Here is a 22,709-nt window from a genome sequence, read left to right on the forward strand (position 1 = left end):
TTATTCATCTCCTGTAATGGTTCCGCCGCCAAAGACATACTCTCCGTCGTAAAGCACAATGGCCTGTCCCGGCGTCACTGCTCTTTGTTCTTCCTCAAAGGTACATAAAATTTCATCTTCCCCCGTCTTTTCCACCGTACACCACGCACCTTTATGGTTATAACGAATCTTGGCGAAAAGACGGCGCGTTTCTTTTAAATCCGCCTCAGACATAAAGTTTACCTTGTTCGCCCTCACATACCTTGTCATGGAATCCTGGGCGGTACCAATGACAACTTCGTTTGTATCCGGTCTGATTTCCAGTACGAAAACAGGGTATCCAAGCGCAAGCCCCAGCCCTTTTCTCTGGCCAACCGTATAATGAGTAATGCCTTTGTGTCTTCCGATCACTGTTCCGTCACTCAACACAAAGTTCCCCTCCGGAACCTTTTTCTTTGTGTACTCGTCTATAAAATCCGCATATTTTCCATCCGGGACAAAGCAAATATCCTGACTGTCCGGTTTATTCGCAACCATCAGACCGATTTCTTCGGCAATCTTTCTTATCTCTTCTTTCTCATACAGCCCCACCGGCATAAGTGTGCGGGAGAGCTGCTCCTGGCTTAAGTTGTACAATGCATATGTCTGATCCTTTGCCAGTGTTTTTGAACATTTCAGCGTATACCTTCCATTCTCCAGTCTTTCAATCTGTGCATAATGGCCGGTGGCAATATAATCTGCTCCAATGCTCATACTGCGCGCCAGAAGAGATTCCCACTTCACATACCTATTGCAGGCAATACACGGGTTTGGGGTTCTGCCGTTCAAATACTCGTCCACAAAATAATCAATGACATTTTCTTTAAACTCTTTTTTAAAATTCATCACATAATAAGGAATCTCAAGCTGGGATGCAACCCTCCTGGCATCATCCACAGCACTCAGACCACAACAGCCCCCGTTTTCCTCCAGGACTTCCCGGTCTTCCTCCTGCCAAATCTGCATGGTAACACCGATGACATCGTATCCCTGTTCCTTTAAAAGATATGCGGCAACAGATGAATCCACTCCGCCGGACATTCCAACGACCACCTTTTTCTTATCCATCGAATCTCTCCGCCTTTTCTTTTAATACTCTTCTTCCTCTTCTTCATCTTCATGAATGTCAGATTTTGGTTTTTCCAATCCTTCAATTTTAATACCGTTCTTTTCTGCATAATCCCAAAGCGCAGCGTGTATTGCCTCCTCAGCGAGAAGAGAGCAGTGTACTTTTACTGGAGGAAGGCCGTCCAACGCCTCCATAACTGCCTTGTTTGTGACCTTCAAAGCATCATAAATACTCTTTCCTTTTACGAGTTCTGTAGCCATGCTGCTTGTAGCAACAGCTGCGCCGCACCCAAATGTTTTAAATTTCACATCGCGGATGATCTGATTTTCATCGATATCCAAAAAAATCCTCATGATATCTCCGCACTTTGCATTTCCTACTGTTCCTACACCGCTTGCGTTTTCAATTTCTCCTACATTTCTTGGGTGCTGAAAATGGTCCATTACTTTTTCTGTATACATGTATCTAATACCTCCAAACTCTATTATCTGTTTTGTTTTTTCATAAAATCTTCGTACAGCGGGGACATACTTCTTAAATTTTTCACAATCTCTTTCAGAGTCTCGACCACGTAGTCCATATCCTCTTTTTCAAACTCTTCATTCAATGTCAGCCGAAGAGAACCGTGTGCAATTTCATGAGGAAGACCGATGGCCAACAGCACATGGGATGGGTCCAGGGAACCTGACGTGCATGCAGAGCCGCTGGAACCACAGATTCCCTTCATATCAAGCATGATCAGAAGAGATTCCCCTTCAATGAAACGGAAACTGAAGTTAGCGTTGTTCGGCAGCCTTTGCTCTCTGTCTCCGTTTAATCTTGTATATGGAATCTCCTCAAGCACTCTGCCGATCAGATAATCCCGAAGTTCTCTTTCCTTTTTTGTGCGCTCCTCCATGGTCCTTACAGCACGCTCCACTGCTTTTCCAAGACCGACAATTCCAGGTACGTTTTCTGTACCAGCACGACGCCTTCTCTCCTGTGCGCCTCCGTGGATAAAGGAGCGGATCTTCACGCCTTTGCGGATATATAAAAATCCAATTCCTTTCGGGCCGTTCAGCTTGTGCCCGCTGGCGCTGAGCATATCAATATGACATTCGTCCACATTGATCGGTATCTGTCCAAATGCCTGAACCGCATCTGTGTGGAAAAGAATCCCTTTCTCATGAGCAATCTTCCCAATCTCCTGAATTGGTTCAATAGTACCGATTTCATTGTTTGCGTACATGACAGATATCAGAATCGTATCCGGACGGATTGCTGCCTCCACATCCTCTGGTCTGACTTTACCGTTTTCATCTACATCCAGATAAGTCACTTCAAACCCCTGTCTTTCCAGGTATTGTGCAGAATGCAGAATCGCATGGTGCTCTATCTTTGTTGTGATGATATGTCTTCCCTTGTTTCCATAAGCCTCCGCGGTTGCCTTCAGCGCCCAGTTGTCGGCCTCCGTCCCTCCTGCTGTGAAATAGATTTCATTCGGTGCCGCACCAAGGGCCCCTGCAATGATCTCTCTTTGACGGTTTACTGCATCTTTGTTTTTGGCAGCAAAACTGTATACACTGGACGGATTGCCATAATTCTCCGTAAAGTATGGAATCATCGCCTCCACAACCTCCGGTGCCGTCTTAGTCGTAGCCGCATTATCTAAATATAAAAATTTATCCATGATCTTCCTCCTTATTTTGTTCCTTGGCATTTTCTTGCCCTGTTCGCATCCTTTTGTCCGCAGACTTGTTTACTCTCTGCCACAAGCTCATCCAGTCCAATTCCATCTACAGTATCATTGATGCTTTCGTTGATTTTTTTCCACACATACTTTGTCACGCAGATATCTGCAGCCTTGCATCCTTCTTCGTGGTATGCTGAGCACTCTGCCGGCTCTAAATCTCCCTCCAAAGCTCTCAGGACATCTCCAACGGAGATTTCAGAAGGTGATTTAGAGAGTACATACCCTCCTGCTGCTCCCCGGATACTCTTGATCAACCCTGCTTTCTTCAGTTTGGCCATCAACTGTTCCAGATAGCGTTCTGATATGTCCTGTCTTGCCGCTATGCTGTTTATAGAGACCGGAGCCTTCTCACTGTACTGGGCAAGATCCACCAATGCCCGAAGTCCGTATCTTCCTTTTGTTGAAAGTTTCATTCTTTCACCTTCTCTCAAATCCTACCAATTCACTAGGTTTTGTCTTCTGTAGGATATCACTGCTTGTATGTTCTGTCAACCCACATCCTCGAATATCTTATAAAGATATCTGCTTTCAAGGAGCATCACATGTCAACTAAAAATGTTTTCTTAAAAGGAACGCTCATTTTAACAGCAACCGGCTTTTGTACCCGTTTTATCGGTTTTTTTTACCGCATCTTTTTAAGCCACTCTTTTGGAGAAGAGGGTATGGGGCTTTATCAGCTTATTTTCCCCGTGTATGCTCTCTGTTTTTCCCTGACCTGTGCAGGCATTGAGCTCTCCATTTCCAGATGCACAGCAAAATACCGGGCATCCGGTCAGAATAGCCGTGCACTGGACTGTCTTTATATGGGACTTTCCTTTGCCTTTGCCTTCTCCTGTATAGTCACCTTTGTCATTCAAAAATATGCTGTTTCTATTTCCTCTTATTTTCTTGGGGATACCCGCTGCATTCTTTTACTGAAGGTCATCGCATACGCCCTGCCATTTGCAGCCGTGCACAGCTGTATTGTCGGTTACTATCTTGGCTTGAAAGAGACAAAACTTCCGTCCGTTTCCCAGCTTTTGGAGCAAAGTGCACGAATTCTTTCTGTTTTTCTTTTGTACTGGTTTCTTACAAAAAACAATGATTCTCCTTCCATTGTCATTGCAGTCATTGGTCTGGTATTCGGCGAAATTTTTTCCTCGTTTTTTGTTTTTTTCCACTTTCAGAAAAATGCCCGGATTTTGAAAACCAATAAATTCTCTCATCATTATTTTGCGTCTCTGAGGGAAGTCCTAACTCTTGCCTTTCCTTTGACCTCCAACCGGGTCCTCCTCAACATTCTGCAGAGCGTAGAAGCAGTATCTATTCCATTTCAGCTGCAGCTTTACGGGTATTCTTTGAAGGAATCTCTAAGCTTATACGGTGTTCTGACCGGAATGGCCCTGCCCTGCATCCTGTTTCCCTCAGCGATCACAGCCTCTGTATCCACCATGCTGCTGCCAACTATCACGGAAATCAATGAGACTCATTCTGGAAAAACTTTAGCTGCGGTCACAAGAAAGATTACCCGGGCTTGTCTTCTTCTGGGATTTGCATGTGCACTTTTTTTCCTCATCTTTTCCCATTTTATAGGAATGATTTTGTTTCACAGTGAAAATGCAGGAAAATTTATTTTTATACTTGCATGGATATGTCCATTTCTGTATACAAATTCTACATACATCAGTATTTTAAACGGGCTTGGAAAGACTTTTTCTTCTTTTCTCTTTAATTCTCTCGGACTTTTTGTCCGTATTTACGGCGTGTTCTTTCTTATTCCCCGTTTTGGGATGAAAGGCTATCTATGGGGAATGCTGATCAGTCAGATCCTCGTCTTCCTTCTCTGCCGCATCAAAATTTCACGTGTTATCCGCACCAAACAAACCGGGACGCTTTGAAACAAAAAACAGGAGATGTTGCTTTTGCACCATCTCCTCAAAGAAAGCGAATCACCATTTTCATTAAAATTGGATTGACATAGCCTTCCATGATCATCCCCATACAGAACACAACCACAGTGAAAACCGTTTTTGAAGTATTCCATCTGGATGTTTTGCTTGTATAGAAATACCAGAGAACAACCGCATAGGCAAGTATGTAAAAAATGAAATGCGGCAGCAGTCCTGCAAAACAAAGAACCAGTCCAAAGACTCCCATTCTCAGAAAGCCAGTCACGATCACAATACCGCCAAGAAAGCCTGTCCATATCAGAACTGCTATGACAACCCCTCTCTTAAAACGTGTCAGGCCAAGTACGCACATACAGGCAAAAGGGATCAGGCGGATGCGGACCAGGTACCAAAGATAATCTTCGGGCACAATCTTTGTCCTAAGATATTCGTTCAGGAAATATTCATTGAAAATCCCTGTCACAGCAGTGTGGTCTTTTGAAATCAGATTCGCATACAGAATTCCCACAAGAAATCCTGCCAGATAAAACAGCAGCAGCTGTCTTTTATTTTGTTGTAATCTCACGGCATATCCTCCTGTCAGATGATACTTCATTATATGCCGCATGCTTGTGTTTATTCTTACTTTCTCTATGCACGGTTATACTTTGCATCGAAGGCAAGAATCGCAGAGATCGTCTTGGAGTCTTCTATTTTTCCTGCAAATATCTGCTGTTTCAGTTCCTCCACCGTACACTCCCTGACATCAATAAATTCATCTTCATCCAGATGCTGTTTGGATGGAATCAGGTTTCTTGCCACAAATATCGGAATTTTTTCATCACAGAATGCAACTGTTGTGTGTACGGTGATCAGCCATTCAATGTCTTCGCTTCTGAAACCAGTCTCCTCCTCCAACTCCCTTTTCGCACATACGATTCCCGGCTCATCCGGCTCATCCAGAGCTCCGGCCGGAATCTCCAGTGTATATCTTCCAAGCGCAGGCCGGTACTGCTCCACCATTAAAATAGTCCCTTTTTCTGTCACAGGAACTACTGCAGCCGCTCCATTGTGATGGACAAAATCCCAGGTTGTTGTCTTCCCATCCGGATTTCTCATCGTATCTGCATAAATCTCGAGAATCTTTCCTTTGTATTTCAGCTCGCGATTAATGCGCTCTACATGTTCTCCCATAACTTTACCTCTTTTCTCTTTCAATTTTCTTGTTCCATTATACCACATCCTGCCTTGTCGGTTATAAAATTCCAAAAAAATCAGAAAAAGGATGGCTATAAAACCATCCTTTTTTATGTTACATGAAATATTATCTGGCATAATCAGTGACTCTTGATTCACGGATTACATTGACTTTAATCTGTCCTGGATATTCCAATTCAAACTCAATCTGTTTTGAAATATCGCGCGCCAGCAATACCATATCATCGTCAGACACCTGTTCCGGAACTACCATGATACGAATCTCTCTACCCGCTTGAATAGCAAAAGACTTATCCACACCCTTAAATTGGTTTGTGATATCTTCCAATTGTTTCAATCTGTTAGTATACGTTTCTAATGTTTCTCTTCTTGCTCCTGGTCTTGCCGCGGAAATCGTGTCAGCAGCCTGCACAATACATGCAATCAATGACTCAGGCTCCACATCCCCATGATGCGCTTCCACTGCATTGATGACAACCGGTGATTCTTTATACTTTCTGCATAAATCCACTCCGATCTGAATATGCGAGCCTTCCACATCGTGGTCAATGGATTTTCCGATGTCGTGCAGAAGTCCTGCGCGTTTCGCTACCCTGACATCCAGGCCAATCTCGCCTGCAAGCAGTCCGGAAAGCTGTGCAACTTCAATAGAATGTTTCAGCGCATTCTGTCCATAACTGGTCCTGAATTTCATCCGTCCCAAAAGCCGGATCAATTCTGGATGAATGCCATGCACTCCTACTTCAAGAGCCGCAGCCTCTCCTTCCTCGCGGATCACGGAATCCACTTCTTTTTGAGCTTTTTCCACCATTTCTTCGATTCTTGCCGGATGGATCCTTCCATCGACAATCAGTTTCTCAAGAGCAATTCTTGCAACTTCCCTTCTGATCGGGTCAAATCCGGATAATACAACCGCTTCAGGCGTATCATCGATGATCAATTCCACACCTGTCAGCGTTTCCAGAGTACGGATATTCCGTCCCTCTCTTCCGATGATTCTTCCCTTCATCTCATCACTTGGAAGCTGAACTACTGAAATCGTAGTCTCTGCCACATGATCTGCTGCACATCTTTGAATTGCATTTACAACATATTCCTTTGCCTTCTTATCTGCCTCTTCTTTAGCCTGGCTTTCTAATTCCTTGACTAATTTTGCAGTGTCATGTTTCACATCGTCTTCAACAGTTTTTAACAGATACTCTTTTGCTTGTTCGGAGGTAAGTCCTGAGATTCTTTCCAGTTCCTGTACTCTCTGTCGATTAAGCTCTTCTGCTTTTTCTTCTCTTTGCTTAATCTGCTCTTCTCTTGCTGCGAATCCGGTCTCGCGCTGTTCGATTGCCTCTGCCCGTTTGTCAAGCGCCTCCTCCTTGGAGAGTACGCGTTTTTCATAGCGCTGCACTTCCGCGCGGCGTTCCTTGGTTTCTTTTTCAAGTTCATTCCTCGTTTTAATGGACTCTTCCTTTACTTCCAAGAGGGCTTCTTTTTTTGTAGTCTCGGCTGTCTTTAACGCATCGTCAATAATCTCTCTGGCCCTACTCTCAGCGTTTCCAATCTTACTGTCCGCGTCTTTTTTCAGGCTGGATGCCGTTGCGTAATAGGTCACTACAGCCGTTATAATAAGCGTTACGACCACAGCTATTATAATACCAATCAGCACAGGAGCACCTCCTTATTTAATTTTCATTGTACAAATACAACACTTAAATTTTATACTGTTTTTACAAATATGTCAAGCTTTCATCGCCTGGCAAAGGAAATCCTGTAAAATATTTTTTAATTACATTTTATTTCCTTTTTTCAAGTATCATGGCATAATGCCCCATCTGTTCATAATGTCTGAAAAAAGATTCTTTCGGATATTCACATACACCGACCAAAGGATCGCAGACTGTTACAGAGTCTTCATCATAACCGGTCAAGACACAGACATGTTCATTGGACGGCCACAGAAAATACTCATCGCTGTACTCTCCGTCTTTTTTCACATACCATCCTCTTTTATACTCAATCTCCAAATCATACATTGATGTCCAAATACATACCGGTATTCCATTGTCAACCATGTTTAAAATCTCTTCTTCACTGTACCCGTACAATTCCCTTGCAATATGTTCTCCTTGCTGCATATCGATTACATTTTGGACTGCCTCCGCCAAAACGTGAGGGAAAGCCCCGTACGAAGAGGTGCTGGATGGATCCCCGATAAACGCCTTATTTGGATGAGGCGCATAGTATCTTCCGTTTTTCTCCTCCATGGGAACTTTTTTTATCTGTTCGGCGACTTGAATTTTATCCGTCCGATAACCATATCCCTTAAGGATCATAGCCCCTGCAGTCGCCTCACATCCGGTCGGCAATTCCGGGTTTTGAAGGATTGGTTCCACATTTATTTTTTTGTTTTCCTGCCCCAAAAAATTCTCTTTACTTACGAATTCGTCACTCCACATTTCCATTGGCCTGGAATGGATTTCTTTTTTCTGCAAAACTACCCAGATACACCCACAGAGCAGAATGATGCATCCCAGAATTCCCAATATACGTCCAATATAACATCTTTTTTGATATTGTACCTTTTTCAATTTTAGTTCCTCCTCACACATCTTCATGTCGCCAATTTTATATAGAGGAAGGAACAAAACCGCATCCTTTTTGTATTATTTTTGTATCATATCATCTTGACTGAGTATTGGATAACACATACATTCGTAATCTGATCCCATGAAACAATATACAATCTTTTGTTCAGCCAGCGTTCTCCAGAATTCATCCTTTTCTTCTTTTAAATCCATATCCAAATATGTTCTCCATCTTTCTTCCATCCACTCTTTCCCTTTGCCTGCATTCGGACAAACTCCTTCATATGCCAGTTCCATCTGTATAATCTTCTCCGTCTCACTTTCCATCAGAATATGCAGATACCAGTCTTCCTCTTCCAAACGAATATCCCACATCACTGCATATTCTCCCAGTTTGTTGCTATAAGTATTGATCTGATAATCCCAGCTCCACGACATATTGCAAAACACAGACTCTATCGGCGTAGAAATCAGTCCAAGTTCATCCAGTTTTTTCAATTCTCTGTCTATCACACGTCCAACTGCCTCTTTTCCTCCGGCACTCTTTTCTTCGTTTTGTCCATTGTATGTCTGGGTTTTCTGAACAAAGCCATCAGAGGATAAGGAAAGCCCTATTTTTTCCGCCAGAGTTAATGTTTGTTCTCTGCTTTTCTGATTTTCCGTTACCTGTACTTTTCCTATGAGTTTTTGATCCTGCAAGTCTGATATAAGCACAAAGGATCCGATAGATGCTGCAATCACACACGCAGATGCCAGTCCTGCTAAAATATTTTTCTTCATCATTCTTTAAAACTAATCGTTATCCTGGTCTCTTTCCCTTCCGTACTTTCAATTTCCATATCCGCGCCGTGAAATTCCAGCACCTTTTTACAGATAGAAAGGCCAAGTCCCACTCCTTCATTTTCATATTTTCTCGACTTGTCCGCCATATAAAAGCTTTCTGTCACTCTTTTAATATCTTTTGGAGATATTCCTTTTCCATTATCCCATACGGATATTCGGATGAATCCTGGCACTTTTTTTGACTCAATACATATCTTCCCATTCTTTTCGATCGCCTTTTTACTGTTGTCTATCAGATTCAAAAATACAGATTTCAAAAGAACCGGTTCCGCCATCAGATAGGTCTCATCCGCTTTGACTTCCAAAACAATCTCCCTCTCCTGCAGGACGGGTCTTAATTCTTCCTGTATCGTTTCCAGGAAATTTTTCAAATTTACTCTCTGCATTCTAATGTCTTTTTTTTCCATGACGATCAGCTCCAGCATTCTGGCCGATAATTTTTCCAGCCTTTTACCCTGTCTCAAAATGTAATCACCGTACAGCATACGCTCCTCTTCCGTCATCTGTCTGGATCTTAGCATGTCTGAATATCCGATGATGGATGTAAGCGGAGTTTTCATTTCATGAGAAAAGCTTCCCACGAATTCCTCTTGCCTTTTGGCATATTCTTTTAACTCCAGCATATTTTGTTCTAATTTTTCCATCATCCAGTTAAATTTCTTCGCCAGTTCATTGACCTCATCCGTTCCACAAACCGGAATCCTCTTTGTGTAATCTCCATTCCCAATATCCTGTGCTGCCTGCGATAATTTTCGGATAGGCCGCAAGATCCAGACCGCAAGAAAAAATATGACACCAGAAACAGATACGATCAATCCGCACATACAGTTTCTATAGATCCGGTACTGGTCTTTTTTCTGTTCAAAAACAGAAGTGATCTCACTTATGCTTTCCACATAATATTTCCATTTTCCTACAGAAATCACACTTGCTGCATGAAGATAATATTGCCCTGTTTCTTCTTTTATTGTATATGCCACCAGTTCCTCCTTGGCGTGATCTTTTAAAGCTGTATCCGGCGTTGGAAACTGTTTTGTCTTTTGATACAATACTTTTTCCTCCTGATCGCGGATGACAAGCTGTATCATATCCGGCATCTCGGAAAAACTGATCGACAATACCAGCCCCACAGCCTCTTTCTCCTCTAGCATCTTTCGATTGTACATTTTTTCCGCTGCAATCTCAAAAGAAGAGGCAAACGCAGCATTCACTCCCGCGATCCTTTTGCTCTCCTTATTCAGGGCAGAATGAAAAGAAGTATAGACAAGCATATGTCCGCTGACGCAAAAAGCAACCGCAGTCACTGAAATAATACAAAAAAACAGTTTCCAGAATAGTTTCATTTCCTATCCTCCAGCCTGTATCCGACTTTATATACTGCCGTAATCTGATCCTCCCAATTCAGTTTCTTCCTGAGTCTTTGTACATGAAGATCTACGGTTCGACTGTTTCCCATATATTCTTCTTTCCATACACTTTCATATATTCTGTCCCGAAAAAGTGCGACATTCTTATTTCTTACAAAAAGCAGCAGCAACTCATATTCTTTTGATGTAAGGTTCACGATCTTTACTCCCTTTTTTACGACACGTGAGGAAAGATCCACAGTCACATCCTGGAACCGGACGACCGTATCCTGTTTGTGATATCTGCGCAGAACCGTTTCTACCCTTGCCAGCAGCTCTATGATCTCAAATGGTTTTGTAAGATAATCCTCCGCCCCCATCTTCAGCCCTTTCACAATATCCTTCACCTGAGCTTTTGCAGTCAGAAAGATGACGGGAATCTCCTTTTCACGAATATAGTCAAACAATTCATATCCGCTGATCCCCGGCAACATAATGTCAAGCAGCACCAAGTCAAAATACTGTCGCTCCACCAGATCTCCTGCCTCAATGCAATCATAGGCACAGGTACACTTGTATCCTGCATCTTTTAAATTCACTTTGATCAGATTTGCGATTTGCCTGTCATCTTCCACAATAAGTATTTCAACCATTTTCCCCTCCCAGTGCGCATGCATTATCAATCAAACATTTCCTTTCATCCGCCTATACCAAAAGAATACCTCTTTGTTGTATCTTTTTTGTATCATCCGGATATTTTCTTTTTTACTATTCCCATCCCACAGATTCTCTGATCGCACTGTACGAAAAACCTTTTCTTGCAAGATAGGCCGCCATTTTTTGTTTTTCTTTCGCATCCGCAGTGTCCCGGCAAAATCCTTTCTTTCTCAAAAGGTTGGAGATTGTTTCATTTTCTGTTGTCTCTTCAAAATACAGTTCCATCAATGCCTGAATCTTCTCTCCATCAAGTCCCTTCCGGCATAGCTTTGCATAGATTGATTTTCGGCTTTCTTTTTCTTTTTTACTGCGGATAAAATTTTCTATATATCTTTCATCATTGATATATCCAAAAGATTTCACATAGGAAACCGCCTGCTGCACTGCCCAGTCCGGGAACTCTTCCCTTTCCAGTTTTTCCTGCAGTTCACGTTCTGTTCTGTCCGATATATTGAGAAGGTACATTGCTTTTTTCTTTGCACGTTTTAAGATCACTTCTGTCCGGATTTCTTTGTATACACTCTCTGATATTTCTCCTCCTTCATGAATATGAAAACGAGAAAGTTCGCCTTTATACAAGACAAAGGCGAACTCTTCCTCTATATAGATTCGATATTTATTTTTAGCAGTCTGTTCTATTGCTGTGACAATCATGCTATACGTCCTCTTCCTTTTCCTCACTTTCCTTTGGCATCTCTCCGAGATGATAGTGCTCACGCACTTTTGCCTCCAACTCTTCCATAACTTCCGGATGCTCTGTCAGATAAGTTTTTGCATTTTCACGTCCCTGTCCGATCTTGGTACCCTCATAAGCGTACCATGCTCCGCTTTTGTTGACTAAATTTAAGTTTGTCGCAAGGTCCAGGACATCCCCTTCCTTGGAGATTCCTTTTCCGAACATGATGTCAAACTCCGCTTCTTTGAACGGTGGTGCGATCTTATTTTTCACCACTTTGATCCGCGTTCTGTTTCCGACCATCTCACCGCTCTGCTTAAGAGTCTCAATCCTTCTGACATCCATACGGATGGACGCATAAAACTTCAGTGCACGTCCACCTGTCGTAGTCTCCGGATTTCCAAACATGACTCCGACTTTTTCACGGAGCTGGTTAATAAAGATGACCACGCAGTTTGACTTGCTGATGACCGGTGTCAGTTTCCGCAATGCCTGGGACATCAGACGTGCCTGCAGACCCACATGGCTGTCACCCATATCTCCTTCAATCTCCTGTTTTGGCACAAGTGCTGCCACAGAGTCAATGACAATGATATCCATGGCACCGGAACGGACCATCGTCTCTGCAATCTCCAAAGCCTGATCCCCGCTGTCTGGCTGGGAAATATAGAGTTCCTCAATATCCACCCCGATATTCTTTGCGTATGCCGGATCCAGGGCATGCTCTGCATCGATGAATCCTGCAATTCCTCCTCTTTTCTGTACTTCTGCAATCATATGAAGGGCAACTGTCGTCTTACCACTGGACTCTGGTCCGTAAATTTCAATAACTCTTCCTTTGGGAACTCCTCCAAGTCCAAGGGCAATATCCAGGCTCAAAGAACCGGTAGGTACTGTCTCCACCGCCACATGAGCGCTGGCATCCCCCAGTTTCATCACTGCTCCCTTTCCAAAATCTTTCTCTAATTTTGAAATCGCTGCATCAAGCGCTTTTAACTTTTCTTCACTTGCCATAATTGGTATACACTCCTTTAATAGCGAACTTATGTTCGTTCATCTTTTACTATCTTATTATACTTGTTCTTTGTTGTCAATCATTATTTCTTATTCTGTTCGCTATTATTTTATCATAGTTTTCACTATATTTCAAATACCTTTTCTATTTTGTATTTCTCTGCTCAAGAGAACGTTTCTTTGTTATGACAACTTTTTCTTCATAACATGCAAAAAGTTCATCCAGTTTCTCTTTCTGCAGTTTTGAGGTAAACACGCTGACCACGGGAACCACCACAAGCCCTGCTATCATGGCAACGGCTCCTGCGTTGATAGGCGATTCAATATAGTGCAGAAACATATTGGATACTGTAATGCCAACTCCGCAGGCAAAACTTGCCCACACAGCAGCACGTGTCACGCCCCGCCAGTACAGCCCATACAAAAACGGCGCCAGAAATGCTCCGGCCAGAGCGCCCCAGGAAATTCCCATCAATTGAGCGATAAATGCCGGTGGTTTCAATGCCAGGACTACGGAGAGGACAATGAAAAAGACAATGAGCCACTGCATGACCCTCACCTGTTTTTTCTCACTCATGTTCTTTAACACATTCCCTTTCAAGAAATCCAGTGTCAATGTAGAGCTGGAAGTCAGTACAAGGGAAGACAGTGTGGACATAGAAGCAGACAATACGAGCACGATCACGATTCCAATCAGGATATCCGGCAATGTCGAGAGCATATGCGGGATAATGCTGTCGTACACAATATTTCCAGTCTTGTCATAAAGTGAGGTGTCGTCAAAAAGACGTCCGAACCCCCCGAGAAAATAACATCCTCCGGAAATCACGACTGCAAAAAGAGTGGAAATGACTGTTCCGGTATTGACTGATTTTTCATCCCTTATCGCATAAAATTTGTGGATCATTTGTGGAAGTCCCCATGTTCCAAGAGAAGTTAAAATTACAACCCCTAAAAGATTTAGTGGATCCGGTCCAAAAAAAGACGTAAAGGCCCCCGGCTGTCCCACAGTCACCGGAACATCGCTTGGGATTTCGGCCATCTTTCTGATGGCTTCCAGAAATCCACCCTGTCCGGACAGAACTGCCGCAATCACGGCAACGATTCCTCCAAGCATGATGATTCCCTGAATGAAATCATTGATCGCTGTTGCCATGTATCCACCAAGAATCACGTAGATTCCGGTAAACACCGCCATGATGATCACACAGGCTGCATATGGTACGTCAAAAGCCATCTCAAACAATCGGGACAGTCCATTGTAGATTGATGCTGTGTACGGTACAAGAAACACAAAGACGATCGCTGACGCTGTGATTTTTAAAGCTTTGCTGTGAAACCGTTCTCCAAAGAAATCCGGCATAGTCTTCGATTGCAGATGTTGGCTCATCACCCTTGTCCGCCTTCCAAGCACAACCCAGGCGAGCAGACTTCCAAGCACTGCATTCCCGATTCCTATCCAGGTGCAGGCCAGTCCGTACTTCCACCCAAATTGCCCAGCATATCCTACGAATACAACAGCAGAAAAATAAGAAGTTCCGTATGCAAACGCTGTAAGCCACGGTCCAGCGCTCCTTCCTCCAAGCACAAATCCTTCCACACTCGCTGTATGCCGCCTCGCATAAATCCCTACGGCAATCATCGCTGCAAAAAAGATGATAAGCATTGTCAATTTTACTCCCATTTCTTTCTCTCCCTTCGTTTTCGCTTTAAACCGTTACGCTTTAAAGCGTTAAAGAAATAGTAGCAAATATCTTATATTTTGTCAATCTTTTTATGCAAAAACGGTATTTTGAAACCTGCCTCCTGCTCTTTCTTGTGCAGATTTTCAAAATACCGCTTTCGTTTTTCTACTCTTTCATTTTTTCAACCCGTTCCTGGATCGTCCTGTCATAATTCATAATTTTTCTTTTGTATGTAGTGTCCATATATTTGGAATGCAGCATAAAATCAGCAGTTGCAAGATTGTTTGCGATTGGTATGTCATACACAACTGCAATTCTTAAAAGCGCCTTCACATCCGGGTCATGCGGCTGCGCTTCAAGCGGGTCCCACAAAAATATCATGAAGTCTATTTGACCTTCTACTATCTTTGCACCGATCTGCTGATCTCCTCCAAGCGGACCACTGTTGTACGCCCTCACCGGAAGCCCTGTCTTCTCCGCGATCAGACGGGAAGTTGTACCTGTCCCGCAAAGAAAATGTCCTTTTAATATCTCTTTATTTCTCTCGCACCATTCCACCATCTCTTTCTTTTTTCCGTCGTGTGCCACCAGTGCGATATTTTTTGTCTTTCCAATTTCAAAGCTAATGTAATGATCCTCGAGCATTGCGATCTTCCTCCTTTTTCTAGTCCAACTGTTCCATCGTCTCAAATCTTGCCGATGCGAGCACGGCAAGCACTCCTGCAATCAGTATACTATAAATAATGAAAATCGGATAGACCAGATTCAAATTTACAAAGATTCCTGCAAGCGCGGCGAATGCAATGCCGACTCCGAGCACCGAATACTGGGCAAGAAGGCGCAGCCATTCCTTAGCCGTGTTTCCCAAAATATCTCCAAAGCACGACTCTATCAATATCTTGACGTAAATCTTTACCGCCTGCATCAGCGTATACAACAATATGCAGAATACGATCTGCCACCACGGCAATTTCCACGCTGTTCCCGCCACCACAGATGCAATCGCACCATCAACCATATTGCGAAAATGCTCCATCAGCGTGGAATACCAAAGTTTCCGAAAAGGCGTATCCGGTATCATATAGAGGTACGGGCTTTTCAGTTCCTTTCCCCATTTACCGAGATAACCGCTCGTCAAAAGGGAAAGGTACAAGATCACGCAAAAAAGCACAATCCCTCCCGGTACATCTTTAAATTCAGGCTCTATCTTCACAGCCACAATCCCCACAATAAGGCTGACAAGGCTCATGTAGCCCAAAATAAAGAATCGTTCTTTTTTATATTCCAGAACCTGCCTGTAGAAAATAGCTTTTGCCCCGGTTCCCCGATACTCTATATTTGCCCGGCGCCATTTTTTCTTTGTTCCTATGCGGAAGGTGACTTCACCTTTTTTGTTTTTGTTGTAAAATTCTACATAATCATCCGCAAACTTTGCAGCCTCCTCGTAGTATCCTCCCATACATTTCATTTTCACAGCCGCAAAAACAGCCGCAAAAACAAGTATCAGATATGCCGCTGCACCCGGCAGCCATGCTCCTGCAGGGCCAAGCAAAATCAGTCTTAGAAAGGCAATATTCCATCCAATGACCGGGACTGCCTGTACACCTCTGCTGTCCATCAGCGCTATGACAGAGGATAGGGAGAGCGAATTTTTGTAAAAATACCAGACCAAAAAACCTGCTAACGCCAAAAGACAGATCAGCACAACCTTTGGAAACCACCGTCTCCCTATTTCTGAATGCATTTCATTCCCATAGAAAATGATCACCAGTGCACACTCCAATGTCACTTCTGCAGTGAATCCCACAAGGAAAAAGATGACCATCTTCCACCCTTCGATCTGGAATACTGCCGAACCCACAATAGCCAAAATAAGATATATAATAAAAGAAAATAAAAAATTTTTTATTGCTGTGTACACAAGAATTGTCTTCGGCGATATCGGCGAAGGAAAAACAAAATGTGTATGTCCCTGCTTAAAAAGCAGTCCTTTTCTCTTGGAATAAGCATAGAGGTTTGTCCCCACTGCATAAATCGTCCATAAAGTGACAATTCCTATAAAAATAAAAGGTGCTCCCTTGATTTCCTTTTCTGCAATCTGATATCCTCCGAACGCAAACATTCCCACATACAGGAGAATAATTCCAAAGTACAGGTATGTCACTGGTTTGTGGATTGCCTTTTTCAACCGATTGATCATGGTCCGTTTTGTCATGTAGATCAGTGCTCTCATTGCCTTTCACCGCCTGTCATCTCAAAGAAAACTTCATCAAGCTCTTTGTCTCCAATCTGCTCTTTTGTGTATGAGCCAATGATGTGTCCAGCCTGCATGATGAACATGACATCAAAAATGTCTTCCACCATCTCCAACATGTGCGTGCTGATCAGCACACTGACTCCGGCATTCTTCAGTTCTTTTACCACCTCTTTGAGTTCTTTGATCGCTTTTGGGTCCAGCCCAACCATAGGTTCATCCAAAAGGATCACTTTAGGGCGGATAGCAAGTGCACAGATAATGCTGACCTTCTGCATCATCCCCTTGGAAAGCTCATTTCCCATTTTGTCCTGCTTATCCCAAAGCTCGAACCGTTTCAGAAGGTTTTCCAGCTCCTCGTCTGTGATACTGCTTTTGTATGCCATCCGGATAAACTCCAGATGTTCTCTAACACTCAACGCCTCAAACATAGCTGGAATCTCGGGCACATAACCAAACACCTTTTTCGCCTCCACTGACCTGGATGGAGTTCCCTGTATCAGAATCTCTCCTTTAAACCGCAAAAGACCTGCAATACACTTGATGACCGTAGATTTTCCGGCTCCGTTTGGTCCCAGCAGAATCCCCACGCAGCCGTCCGGAACCGCAAACCGGATGCTGTCCACTGCCGGCGTTTTCCCATACCATTTCGTCAAGTCCATTACTTCCAGCATAACTTTTCCTCCTTACAACATAAAAACACTTTTCGTAATTTGTATTATTAATTTAATACAATAATACGAAAAGCGTTCTTTCTTGTCAATACATATTTTGAAAGCCTATTGTTTCTCCACAACTTCGCCCTGTTTTTTGTAAATACTGTCTCCGGGAACAAATCCTCTCACCATGGACAGAGGATAAATGTTTGTATGGCTGCCCACAACGGTACCTGGATTTAGCACACTGCCGCATCCGACCTCCACTTCATCTCCCAGCATGGCACCGAATTTCTTCAATCCGGTTTCCACGATGCCTTCCGGTGTTCTCACTGTTGCAAGCGTCTTGTCCGATTTCACATTTGATGTGATGGAACCAGCACCCATATGAGACTTGTATCCCAAAATAGAGTCTCCCACATAATTGTAATGCGGAACCTGCACTTTGTTGAAAAGGATAACATTTTTAAGCTCCGTGGAATTCCCCACAACAGCTCCTTCTCCAACAATGGCATTGCCCCTGATGAAAGCACAGTGCCTGATTTCTGCATTTTTTCCAATAATGGCAGGACCGTGGATGGATGCCGTAGGGGCAACCTGAGCGCTTTTCGCGATCCAGATATCCTCGCCCTTTTTCTCATACTCTTCTCCGCTTAATCCTGCACCAAGCAAAAGAATAAAATCATGGATCTTGGGGAGCACTTCCCACGGATATTCCACTCCCACAAAGATATCCTTTGCAATCGTCTCATCCAGATTATAAAGTTCCTTTACCATTAACTCTTTCATTTTATCTCTCCTTTCGATTTTACTGTTTTCTTTCCTGTCTTTTTATAATATGCCGCTGCTTTGTCATAATACTGTTTCAGCTGATACTGATTTTGAAGGGCCAGAACTCCCTGAGTTCTGCTTCGGATAAACTGTTCCAGTTTTGCCATGTACTCCTCAGCTGTGATCTGTCCTTCTGCCACATACGTCAACCCCTTTTCCCAGCTTGCAGTGAGTTCCGGATTCAAAAGTGAGCGGATGGAGTGTTCCACCACATCATAGATCATCTCGCCCATCAAGGTAGGCGTGATGATCTGGGTCTTTTTGTTCAAAGATAAATATTTGATGTGCATCAGTTTTTTCAAAATCTCCGCTCGTGTAGCACTTGTGCCAATACCGCTTCCCTTTATCTGCGCCCGCAGCTCCTCGTCCTCGATCAACTGCCCCGCATTTTCCATTGCAAGAATCATGGAGCCGGAATTATACCGTTTTGGCGGCGATGTCTCCCCTTCCTTGATCTCCAGAGAATTTATGGAAAGGATATCCCCCTTCTTCAGCTTTTTAACGGATGATAAAAATGCACTTCCCTTTTGCCCCTCGCCCTCTGTCGCAGAATCCTCCTGTTCCTTTTTCTGAAAAGGTATGCCCGCAACCTTTAAATAGCCCTCGTCTTCCAGAACCCGAAAACCGGAAAAAAACTTTTCCTCCCTTATCTGTGTGACAATATTCATTTTCCTGTACACAGCCGGAGGATAAAAAATACTCAAAAATCTTCGCACGATCCTCTCGTACACATCCTTTGCAAATCTTCCAAGAGATGGCAGAAGTGCCAGCCCCTGCCCGGTTGGAATGATGGCATAGTGGTCTGTAATCTGTTTGTCGTTGACATACCTTGTCTTTCCCAGTCCTTTATGACTTTGCATGGCAAGGATATCCTGAAGATAAGGCGCTGCCACCTCGTATTTGGAAAGCCCGTTCAAATTTTTGTGGATCTCTTTTGCAACTGCCGATGAGAGCACTCGGGCATCTGTCCTTGGATAAGTCACAAGTTTTTTCTCGTAAAGCTCCTGAACGATCCTAAGCGTCTCATCCGGACTGATCTTAAATCTTTTGGAACAGTCATTCTGCAATTCTGCCAGATTGTACAAAAGAGGCGGATTTTTCTTTTCCTGTTTTTTTTCCACATTTACGATCAGGCACTGAATTGGCTTTTGTTCTTTCAGATAGACGGTAAGTTCTTCTGCATCTTTCTTTTCCTTGAAACCGTTTTCCTTATAGAGTTTTGGAGACTGAAAGTAGCGGGAGCCCTCCACAGCCCTCCACTCACCCTCAATCTCTCCATCGGGCATCGCTATGCTGCTGACAACGCGGTAGAATGGTGTCTTCACAAACTCACGTATCTCCCGCTCTCTTCGGACAACCATTCCAAGCACACAAGTCATCACCCTTCCAACAGAAAGCACTGCATATTTATGTCCAAGATAACTGGCTATCCCGTTTCCGTATTTCAAAGTCAAAAGTCTGGAAAAGTTAATCCCCATCAGGTAGTCTTCCTTTGCGCGCAAATACGCGGAGGCAGAAAGATTGTCGTATGTTTCCAGATTTTTTGCTTCTTTTATCCCTCTTAAGATTTCCTCTTCTGTTTGGGAATCGATCCAGACTCGCCTTCTCTCTTTTCCGTGCACACCTGCCATCTGCTCCACAAGACGGTATATGTACTCTCCTTCCCGCCCGGAGTCTGTACAGACATAGATGACATCCACATCTTTGCGGTTTAAAAGTCCTGCGACAATGCGGAACTGTTTCTCCACTGCCGGAATGATCTCATATTTATACTCCTTAGGAATAAACGGCAGTGTGGAAAGACTCCACTTTTTCAATTTTTCATCATACGCCTCCGGATAGCTCATAGTGACCAAATGTCCTACGCACCAGGTCACAACCGCCTCTTCTGCCTCCAGGTATCCATCCTTTCTTTTTGTATTTAATTTCAGTGCCTTTGCGAATTCCTGCGCAACGCTTGGTTTCTCCGCTATGTATAATGATTTTCCCATATTGTACCTTCCCTGTCTTTTCATACAGCCCATTGTAGCATTTTTCCCTTCTGCTTCCAAGGAAAAATTCTATCTGCCAAACAAACGCATATAAACTCTTGAGAAGATACCGGTTCTTTTTTTCTTCTTTTTCTCAATCTGAGATGTCGCCCCGATGGCTTCCTCCATAAAAATTTCCTGAGCATTGACCGGGCGGCCGCTTTGCACTCTCTTTTTGTATGTTCCGTCACTTTGCATTTTTCTGCCTTTTACATTGTCAGTCAGCATGATCTTCATCATGCGGTTTATCATCTTTTTTATTGTTTCATCGTAAACCGGACATGCGACTTCCACCCTTTTTTCTGTGTTTCTTGTCATCATGTCCGCAGAGCCAATGTAAATTTTCTGTTCCTCTCCCTTTCCAAAACAAAAAATCCTTGCATGTTCCAGATATCTTCCCACAATACTCATAATCGAAAGATTATCTGTCTCCCCAGCGATTCCGGGTAAAATGCAGCAGATTCCTCGTACATTCATGCTGATTTTTACGCCAGCCATTGATGCTTCTTTTAATTTTTCCATAAAATCAATGTCTGTCACAGAGTTCATCTTCATCACAATTCTTCCCTCCTCCCCTTTCTGGATTTCCTCATCCATGAGGGAAAGGATTTTTTTCTTTAAACTTACCGGAGATACAAGAAGATCATGGTATTCTCCCTCCAAGTTTCCGATAGACATATTCTGAAAAAATGCTGCTGCATCCTCTCCGATTCTTCTGTCTGCAGTCATCAGAGATAAATCCGTGTACATGGCTGCTGTTTTTTCGTTATAGTTTCCTGTCCCAATCTGTGTGATATACTCGATGTTTCCTTTATTCCTGTATGTGATCAGGCAGATTTTGGAATGTACTTTATACTTTTCAAATCCGTACAGCACGCGGCATCCTGCTGCCTCCAGCGTCTCAGACCAGTCAATATTATTCTGCTCGTCAAACCGGGCTCTTAGTTCAATGAGAACTGTCACCTCTTTGCCGTTTTCCGCGGCAGCACAGAGATACTCCACAAGCCGTGTCTTTTTCGCAAGTCTGTAGATGGTGATTTTGATGGTCATCACGTTAGGGTCTGTGGATGCTTCTTTTACAAGTCTCAAAAATGGCTCCATGCTTTCATAAGGGTAGAACAAAAGAATGTCCTTTTTTCTCACCTGTTTCATCACACTGCCCTCGTTTAGCATTCTGGATGGCTGGGGTTCAAACGGTCTTTCCGTAAGTGCCCGTTTCATGGAAAGAGGAATCTTATCAATGATTCCAAAAATATAATCCAGTTTCATCGGCATTTTTGTCCGATAGATCTGTTTTTTTTGAATCCTAAATTTTTCACAAAAAAACTGTTCCATCTCCTGACTCAGGGGTTGTGCTGTCTCAAGCCTCACCACCGCCATCTTTGTTCTTTTGTGCAGTGTTTTTTTCATCAGTTTCCGAAGATCTTTTTCCTCATCCACTGCATCGTCATCCGGCGTGATATCCGCATTTCTCGTCACGCAGATATAGTTTTTGTCTGAAATCTGATATTTGTCAAAGATAAGTTCCAGATATTCCAAAATTACCTTTTCCATTCGGATATAGCGGATATCATGTCCCGGCAGATAAAGAATGTCGGAGACAAATTCCGGCACCGGAACAATACCCAGTTTCCACTTGCTGCCCCGGCTTAAATTTGCCACCACGTAGAGCGCTTTATTTAAAAGATGAGGAAATGGATGGTTTGCATCCACAATCTGCGGGGAAAGGATTGGAAGAATCTGTTCTTTAAAATATTTTTTTACATACTTCTTTTCCTGTGGAACCAACTCTTTAAAATCAAGGCCGCACACACCATATGGACTCAATTGCTTTTTGATTTCCCCGTAAACCTTGTCTCTTTCTTTGTACAAGGGGCTCACAGCGTCAAAAATAGTATCCAGCTGCTCCTTTGCAGTCATCCCGGAACGCTTGTCAATTCTGTCTTTTTTCATAAGTGTCATGTCATACAGACTGCCCACACGGATCATAAAAAATTCATCCAGATTGCTTGTAAAAATCGCAACAAATTTCATTCTCTCCAGAAGAGGTACACTGAAATCTTTTGCCTCCTCAAGCACCCTCTCATTGAATCTGAGCCATGAAATTTCTCTGTTCTGCGTATAATTAAACTCTTTTCTTCCCATAATTTTCCCTCTTCCACTCATGCTTTTCCTG

Annotated in this window: 21 protein-coding genes; 1 reads left to right on the plus strand and 20 read right to left on the minus strand. The window is 43.2% G+C overall.

Going from position 1 to position 22,709, the window contains the following annotated elements; translation table 11 throughout:
• Genes mnmA through B5F18_RS00475 form a run of 4 tightly spaced genes read right to left on the minus strand, consistent with a single transcriptional unit; the run spans position 1 to position 3,232 of the window.
• Positions 1-1,086, minus strand: a complete 1,086-nt coding sequence (mnmA, locus tag B5F18_RS00460) for a tRNA 2-thiouridine(34) synthase MnmA (RefSeq protein ID WP_087155701.1) — start codon at positions 1,084-1,086, stop codon at positions 1-3.
• Between the two features lie 21 nt (positions 1,087-1,107).
• Entirely contained in the window at positions 1,108-1,548 is a 441-nt protein-coding gene (nifU, locus tag B5F18_RS00465; RefSeq protein ID WP_087155702.1) for a Fe-S cluster assembly scaffold protein NifU, read from the minus strand.
• A 23-nt stretch (positions 1,549-1,571) separates the two neighbouring features.
• Positions 1,572-2,756: a cysteine desulfurase NifS gene (gene nifS / locus B5F18_RS00470; RefSeq protein ID WP_087155703.1), complete on the minus strand. Its 1,185-nt coding sequence runs from the start codon at positions 2,754-2,756 to the stop codon at positions 1,572-1,574.
• A gap of 11 nt (positions 2,757-2,767) precedes the next feature.
• Entirely contained in the window at positions 2,768-3,232 is a 465-nt protein-coding gene (locus tag B5F18_RS00475) for an RrF2 family transcriptional regulator (RefSeq protein WP_087155704.1), read from the minus strand.
• A 129-nt stretch (positions 3,233-3,361) separates the two neighbouring features.
• On the opposite strand from B5F18_RS00475, the gene B5F18_RS00480 reads away from it, so the two are divergent.
• Entirely contained in the window at positions 3,362-4,696 is a 1,335-nt protein-coding gene (locus B5F18_RS00480; protein ID WP_087155705.1) for a polysaccharide biosynthesis protein, read from the plus strand.
• A 37-nt stretch (positions 4,697-4,733) separates the two neighbouring features.
• Here B5F18_RS00480 and B5F18_RS00485 read toward each other — a convergent pair whose 3' ends face one another.
• From B5F18_RS00485 to ppk1, 16 genes are all read right to left on the minus strand, one after another.
• On the minus strand, positions 4,734-5,273 hold the full coding sequence (locus B5F18_RS00485; RefSeq protein ID WP_087155706.1) for a stage II sporulation protein M: 540 nt from the start codon (positions 5,271-5,273) through the stop codon (positions 4,734-4,736).
• A gap of 65 nt (positions 5,274-5,338) precedes the next feature.
• Positions 5,339-5,881, minus strand: a complete 543-nt coding sequence (locus B5F18_RS00490; RefSeq protein WP_087155829.1) for an NUDIX hydrolase — start codon at positions 5,879-5,881, stop codon at positions 5,339-5,341.
• A gap of 130 nt (positions 5,882-6,011) precedes the next feature.
• Positions 6,012-7,562 carry a ribonuclease Y gene (gene rny, locus B5F18_RS00495; RefSeq protein WP_087155707.1) on the minus strand — a complete coding sequence of 517 codons (1,551 nt, stop codon included), beginning with the start codon at positions 7,560-7,562 and terminating at the stop codon, positions 6,012-6,014.
• A gap of 127 nt (positions 7,563-7,689) precedes the next feature.
• Positions 7,690-8,484, minus strand: coding sequence for a C39 family peptidase (locus B5F18_RS00500; RefSeq protein ID WP_162607520.1), 795 nt, complete (start codon positions 8,482-8,484; stop codon positions 7,690-7,692).
• Positions 8,485-8,559: 75 nt separating this feature from the next.
• Entirely contained in the window at positions 8,560-9,264 is a 705-nt protein-coding gene (locus B5F18_RS00505) for a hypothetical protein (protein WP_087155709.1), read from the minus strand.
• The gene (locus tag B5F18_RS00510; RefSeq protein WP_087155710.1) at positions 9,261-10,667 is read right to left on the minus strand and encodes a HAMP domain-containing sensor histidine kinase; all 1,407 of its coding nucleotides are present in this window, start codon (positions 10,665-10,667) and stop codon (positions 9,261-9,263) included. The genes B5F18_RS00505 and B5F18_RS00510 overlap by 4 nt, the downstream gene beginning before the upstream one ends.
• Positions 10,664-11,323: a response regulator transcription factor gene (locus B5F18_RS00515; protein ID WP_087155711.1), complete on the minus strand. Its 660-nt coding sequence runs from the start codon at positions 11,321-11,323 to the stop codon at positions 10,664-10,666. Before B5F18_RS00515 ends, B5F18_RS00510 begins: the two co-directional genes overlap by 4 nt.
• A 115-nt stretch (positions 11,324-11,438) precedes the next feature.
• Complete coding sequence (locus B5F18_RS00520; RefSeq protein ID WP_087155712.1) at positions 11,439-12,041, minus strand: regulatory protein RecX; 603 nt, start codon at positions 12,039-12,041, stop codon at positions 11,439-11,441.
• Between the two features lies 1 nt (position 12,042).
• Entirely contained in the window at positions 12,043-13,077 is a 1,035-nt protein-coding gene (gene recA, locus B5F18_RS00525) for a recombinase RecA (protein ID WP_087155713.1), read from the minus strand.
• Between the two features lie 145 nt (positions 13,078-13,222).
• Positions 13,223-14,761, minus strand: a complete 1,539-nt coding sequence (locus B5F18_RS00530; RefSeq protein WP_087155714.1) for a sodium:solute symporter family transporter — start codon at positions 14,759-14,761, stop codon at positions 13,223-13,225.
• A gap of 166 nt (positions 14,762-14,927) precedes the next feature.
• Positions 14,928-15,407, minus strand: coding sequence for a methylglyoxal synthase (locus B5F18_RS00535; protein WP_087155715.1), 480 nt, complete (start codon positions 15,405-15,407; stop codon positions 14,928-14,930).
• Positions 15,408-15,426: 19 nt separating this feature from the next.
• Positions 15,427-16,995: a putative ABC exporter domain-containing protein gene (locus B5F18_RS00540; protein ID WP_087155716.1), complete on the minus strand. Its 1,569-nt coding sequence runs from the start codon at positions 16,993-16,995 to the stop codon at positions 15,427-15,429.
• Complete coding sequence (locus tag B5F18_RS00545; protein WP_087155717.1) at positions 16,992-17,690, minus strand: ABC transporter ATP-binding protein; 699 nt, start codon at positions 17,688-17,690, stop codon at positions 16,992-16,994. Before B5F18_RS00545 ends, B5F18_RS00540 begins: the two co-directional genes overlap by 4 nt.
• A gap of 105 nt (positions 17,691-17,795) precedes the next feature.
• Positions 17,796-18,461: an acyltransferase gene (locus B5F18_RS00550; protein WP_087155718.1), complete on the minus strand. Its 666-nt coding sequence runs from the start codon at positions 18,459-18,461 to the stop codon at positions 17,796-17,798.
• On the minus strand, positions 18,458-20,494 hold the full coding sequence (locus B5F18_RS00555; protein ID WP_087155830.1) for a DNA topoisomerase: 2,037 nt from the start codon (positions 20,492-20,494) through the stop codon (positions 18,458-18,460). The genes B5F18_RS00550 and B5F18_RS00555 overlap by 4 nt, the downstream gene beginning before the upstream one ends.
• 69 nt (positions 20,495-20,563) lie before the next feature.
• Positions 20,564-22,678, minus strand: coding sequence for a polyphosphate kinase 1 (ppk1, locus tag B5F18_RS00560; protein ID WP_087155831.1), 2,115 nt, complete (start codon positions 22,676-22,678; stop codon positions 20,564-20,566).
• Between the last annotated feature and the right edge of the window lie 31 nt (positions 22,679-22,709).

It is taken from the genome of Lachnoclostridium sp. An181 (genome assembly GCF_002160325.1).
Taxonomy (GTDB): Bacteria; Bacillota; Clostridia; order Lachnospirales; family Lachnospiraceae; genus An181.